The 5273-nt window shown below is 58.3% G+C and carries 4 protein-coding genes; 1 reads left to right on the forward strand and 3 read right to left on the reverse strand.

Annotated elements, in window-relative coordinates; translation table 11 throughout:
• Positions 1-149: 149 nt before the first annotated feature.
• Positions 150-1463, forward strand: a complete 1314-nt coding sequence (locus MYY08_RS11800) for a CitMHS family transporter (RefSeq protein WP_038625328.1) — start codon at positions 150-152, stop codon at positions 1461-1463.
• Positions 1464-1611: 148 nt separating this feature from the next.
• Here MYY08_RS11800 and MYY08_RS11805 read toward each other — a convergent pair whose 3' ends face one another.
• The 3 genes from MYY08_RS11805 to MYY08_RS11815 form a co-directional block, all read right to left on the reverse strand.
• Positions 1612-2646, reverse strand: a complete 1035-nt coding sequence (locus MYY08_RS11805; protein ID WP_038625327.1) for an ABC transporter permease — start codon at positions 2644-2646, stop codon at positions 1612-1614.
• Between the two features lie 14 nt (positions 2647-2660).
• Positions 2661-4145 (reverse strand): sugar ABC transporter ATP-binding protein, encoded by a 1485-nt coding sequence (locus tag MYY08_RS11810; protein WP_038625326.1) that lies wholly within the window; start codon positions 4143-4145, stop codon positions 2661-2663.
• Positions 4146-4210: 65 nt separating this feature from the next.
• Positions 4211-5131, reverse strand: coding sequence for a sugar ABC transporter substrate-binding protein (locus MYY08_RS11815; RefSeq protein ID WP_038625325.1), 921 nt, complete (start codon positions 5129-5131; stop codon positions 4211-4213).
• Positions 5132-5273 lie beyond the last annotated feature (142 nt).

Raw genomic sequence — 5273 nt, forward strand, 5'->3', positions numbered from 1 at the left:
AGTTATTACAAATGAAACGATTACTTAGTTAACATTTCCCATCGCCTGCCGGTGGTTCGATAACTTTACGTCATGTCTGGCGTTCCCTCGCCATGCAATACAAGCGGTATTGCGCTTTCTGTTTTCCGCTACTTCAGAAGGAAAGAATTTTGCTGACTGTGCTGGGTTTTTCGATGGTGATCTGCTTTATGTATCTGATCATGACCAGGCGGATGTCGGCGCTGATCGCGCTGATTATCGTGCCAACGCTGTTTGCGCTGATTGGCGGTTACTGGCATGGTCTGGGCGAAATGATGCTTAACGGCGTGAAGACGCTGGCGCCGACCGGCGTGATGCTGACCTTCTCCATTCTCTACTTTGGCCTGATGATCGACGCCGGTCTGTTCGATCCGCTGGTACGCCTGATTTTAAAAATCGTGCGCGGCGATCCGCTTAAGGTGCTGGTCGGCACTGCGGTGCTGACGCTGCTGGTTTCCCTTGATGGCGACAGCTCCACCACCTATATGATTGCGATTGCGGCCTTTTTACCGCTCTATCGGCGTCTGGGGATGAATGTGCTGGCGATGACCTGTCTGGTCAACCTCGCCAGCGGCATCATGAATCTGTCGCCGTGGGGCGGCCCTACCGCGCGCGCGGCTGCGGCGCTGCGCATCGACGCGCTCGATATCTTTATTCCGATGATCCCGGCGATGCTGCTCGCCTGCTTTACGCTGGTGGGCATGGCGACGCTGTTCGGCATCCGCGAGCGCCGTCGTCTCGGCATAATGACCATGGAAAGTCATCATCTGGAGTCGATCAGCCTGGGGCTGGGCGACGAGGATGAGTGCGCCGCCAACCGTCGGCCGAAGATGTTCTGGCCCAACTTTATCCTGACTACCGCGCTGTTGGTGTTGCTGGTAGTTGGCCTGATGCCGATCCATATTCTGTTTATGCTGGCGTTCGCCATTGCGGTGATGCTGAACTATCCCTCGCTGGAGCAGCAGAAGGCGCGCATCGGCGCCCATGCGGCAAACGTGCTGGCGGTCACCTCGCTGATTTTCGCCGCCGGGGTCTTCACCGGCATTCTTTCCGGCACCGGCATGGTGGATGCGATGGCGAAAAGCCTGCTGTCGGTGATCCCGCATAGCTTCGGGCCTTATCTGGCGGTGTTTACCGCCGTGGTCAGCCTGCCGTTCACCTTCTTTATGTCTAACGACGCTTTCTACTTCGGCATTCTGCCGGTAATTGCGCAGACGGCGGCGGGCTACGGCATCAGCGCCGAAGAGATTGCGCGCGCTTCGATTATCGGGCAGCCGTTCCACCTGCTCAGCCCACTGGTGCCGTCGATTTATCTGCTGGTCGGTCTGGCGAAGGTGGATATCGGCGATCATCAACGTTTTGCGATTAAGTGGGGGATTCTGGTGAGCATGGCGCTGCTGGCGGGTGGCGTGCTGTTCGGCGCGTTCCCACTCTACCACCGTTAAGGTTGAAGCCGCCTGCTTAGCCGCCGCTGGAGAAGTAAAACGTCCCGCGCCAGTAACGGCGCGGGACGGACTGTGGAAGGGATATATTGGCGGTCAGCGACGCGGCCCTCTGCCATGCCTCTGTCCTCTCGCCGCCGGGCGGCTCCAGCTAGCGTTTTTTGCGGTTGCGGTGCATATCAATCGACACCGCCGCAACGATAATCACCCCTTTGATAATATCCTGCACGTAGGCGTCAACGCCGACAAAGGTAAAGCCGCTTTTTATCAGTCCCAGAATCACCGCGCCGATCAGCGTGCCGGTAATACGTCCCACGCCGCCCATCAGGCTGCTGCCGCCGATCACCGCCGCGGCGATAGCGTCCAGCTCATAGGAAAGCCCCATGCTCGACTGGCCGGTGCTGACGCGCGCCGCCAGCACCACGCCCGCCAGCCCGGCGAGGCCGCCGGCGATGGTATAGACGATGACCAGATACTTATTCACGTTGATGCCGGAAACGCGCGCCGACGTCATATTGCCGCCGATGGCGTAGACATATTTGCCGTAGCGAGTATGTTTCAGCGCGATATGAAAAATCACCGCCACCACCAGGAAAATCACCACCGGCATCGCGCCCTGTCCGATAGCGGTAAAGCCGTCGGACAAAAAGCTGATCGGGTTGCCCTGCGTGTAATACTGCGCCAGACCGCGCGCCGAGACCATCATGCCGAGCGTGGCGATAAAGGGCGGAATGCCGGTTCTGGTGATCAGTACGCCGTTGATTAAGCCGCATAGCGTACCGACGCCGATGCCGGCAACAATCGGCACCGCGGCGGGCAGATCCACCAGCGCCGGATACATCGGCGACAGGCTTTCGGACGTTTGCGCCAGGCTGGCGGCCACCACCGCCGTCAGGGCGATCAGCGAGCCGGAGGAGAGATCGATGCCGGTGGTAATGATCACCTGCGTCACCCCCACCGCGATAATGCCGATAATAGCGACCTGAAGAACAATCAATACCAGCCGGTTGGTGTTCAGCAAGAAAGATTGATCGCGCACATACCAGCCCGCCAGTTCAAAAATCAACGCGATGCCCAGCATCACGATGAAAATACCGGTGTCTTTCGGCAGCCTGCCGCGCAGATGTCCGAACGGCGACGGGCGCGCCGCGTGCGGCTGTTGCGTACTTATCTTAACGTTGCTCATAACATTCTCCCGTCTCACTCAGATGCCAGCGACATAATGGTTTCCTGATCGGCCTCTTCTTTATTGAGGATGCCGGTAATCCGCCCTTCGTGCATGACCATCACCCGGTCGCTCATGCCAAGAATTTCCGGCAGCTCCGAGGAGACCATGATGACCGCCACGCCGCGATTGGCCAGCTCGCTGATCAGACGATAGATCTCCGCCTTGGCGCCGACATCGATGCCGCGCGTCGGCTCGTCCAGAATCAGAATTTTGGGCTGCGCCAGCAGCCAGCGCGCAATCAGCACCTTCTGCTGGTTGCCGCCGCTGAGGTTATTGATGATCTGATCCATGGTCGGCGTCTTGATATTGAGCCGCCGTATCTGTTCCATGCAGTCCTGGGCCATCTGCACATGGCTGACGAAGCCGCCCCGACTGCTGTACTCCGGCATATTGACGATGCTCATGTTCTCCAGCACCGACAGCACCAGAAACAGGCCGGACTTTTTACGATCTTCGGTCAGAAACGCCATGCCCTTTTCAATCGCCGTGGAGGGCGAATCGATAGTGACCGGCACGCCGTCAATCAGCACTTCGCCGCTGTCAGGCGGCGCCATGCCGAACAGGCTCTCCATCACTTCGCTGCGCCCGGCGCCCACCAGCCCGGCGACGCCTAAGATCTCGCCGCGCCGCACGCTGAAGCTAACGTCGGCGAAGGCGCCGCGGCGAGTGAGCTGACGCACCGTCAGCACTTCCTCGCCGATGGCGTTGTTGAATTTTGGAAACAGCTGCGTCAGCTCGCGTCCCACCATTTGGTTGATCAATGACTGGCGCGTATAGCGGCTGGTGCTGTCGCTGCCGACCCAGCTGCCGTCGCGAAAGATGCTGACCTCGTCGGTGATAGCGAAGATTTCATCCATTTTGTGGCTGATATAGATGATGGCCTTCCCCTGCGCGCGCAGGTCGCGGATGATGGTGAACAGGTGGCCCACTTCCCCCTCGGTCAGCGCGGAGGTCGGCTCGTCCATGATCACCACATCGGCGTTCCAGGAGACCGCCTTGGCGATTTCCACCATCTGCTGACTGGCGATGCTTAGATCGCCGACCATCTGCTCCGCCTGTAAACGAATATTGAGTTTGTTCAGCAGCGCCTGCGTTTGCCGGTTGAGCTGGCGGTGATCGACCAGGCCATATTTCACCGGCTCGCGTCCCAGCCAGATGTTTTCCGCGACGGTCATCCAGGGCACCAGATTCAGCTCCTGATGAATCATCGAAATTCCGGCGCGCAGCGCGCCGAGCGTATCGTGAAACGCCACCGGTTCGCCTTTAACGCGAATAGTGCCGTTATCGGGCCGGTAGATACCGATCAGACACTTCATCAGCGTCGATTTACCGGCGCCGTTTTCCCCCATCAGGGCATGCACCGTGCCGGGCCTGACGCGCAGCGAGACGTTATCCAGCGCCTTTACCCCTGGAAAAAATTTACTGATGCCTTCGGCTTCCAGCGCATAAGCAGTCATGCGTTACCTCCGTACCGCGCGTCGCCCGACCGCCAGCGGCGCGGACGGCGGGCAAGCGCTCAGATTTATTTTTGGTTGCGGCTGACGAATGCCTGGTAGTTTTCTTTGGTGATCAGCTGATAGGGGATCATGACGTTTTTCTGCACCTTCTCACCTTTTACCAGCTTGATGGCGGTCTGCACCGCGCCTTCGCCCTGCCCTTTGGCGTCCTGGAAAACGGTGGCGATCATTCTGCCGCTTTTGATCTGCTGTAAGGCGTCAGGCGTGCCGTCGACGCCCGCAATCAGCACCTTGTTGTTTTTGCCCAGCGCCATCAGCGCGCCGATGGCCATCTCATCGTTGTTCGAGGCGATGGCGTCGATCGGGTCGCCAGCGGTCATCCAGTTGCTCACCACATCCACCGCTTCATTACGCATAAATTTCGCGGTCTGCTTCTGCACGATTTTGATCTGCGGATATTTCGCCACCACCGCTTCGACGCCTTTGGTGCGGTCGCGGGTCGCTTCATTCGCCAGGTCGCCCAGCAAAATGGCGACATTGCCTTTTTGGTTCATTGCTTTCGCCAGCGCTTCCATTTGCAGGCGGCCCGCCAGTTCGGAATCGGAGCCGACATAGGCCATTTTGTCGGTCAGCTCCGCCTGCGGGCGGCGATTGACGAACACCAGCGGGATGCCCGCTTTGCTGGCCTGATCCATAATCGGCTTCACCGCGTTGGTATCTACCGGGTTGACAATAATGGCGTCCACGCCCTGACCGATAAAACTCTGTACCTGTTGTAGCTGCTGCGCCACATCGCCTTTCGCATCCTCCATCTGCCCTTTGACCTGCGATTTATCCATCTCTTTTTGCATCGCAGTGCGCACGATGGTCAGAAAGTTGTCATCAAACAGCGCCATCGACACGCCAAGCTGGATATCTTTCGCCAGCGCGGCGGCGGGCAACAGACAGGCGATAACGGACGCGACAATCGCTTTTTTCATCTTCATAACTCACCCTTTTTCATCGTTAAGTTGCGCTGGCGGGCCGGTACCTCGAATGAAAATTATTTTTTACATTCACACAACATCACCAGGGTTTTGGACTGTCAGTTGAGATGAATCGACGCTGGCTTACTGTGCCGGCGTTTAG

Source organism: Mixta sp., from assembly GCF_024610815.1.
GTDB classification, from domain to species: Bacteria; Pseudomonadota; Gammaproteobacteria; order Enterobacterales; family Enterobacteriaceae; genus Mixta; species Mixta calida.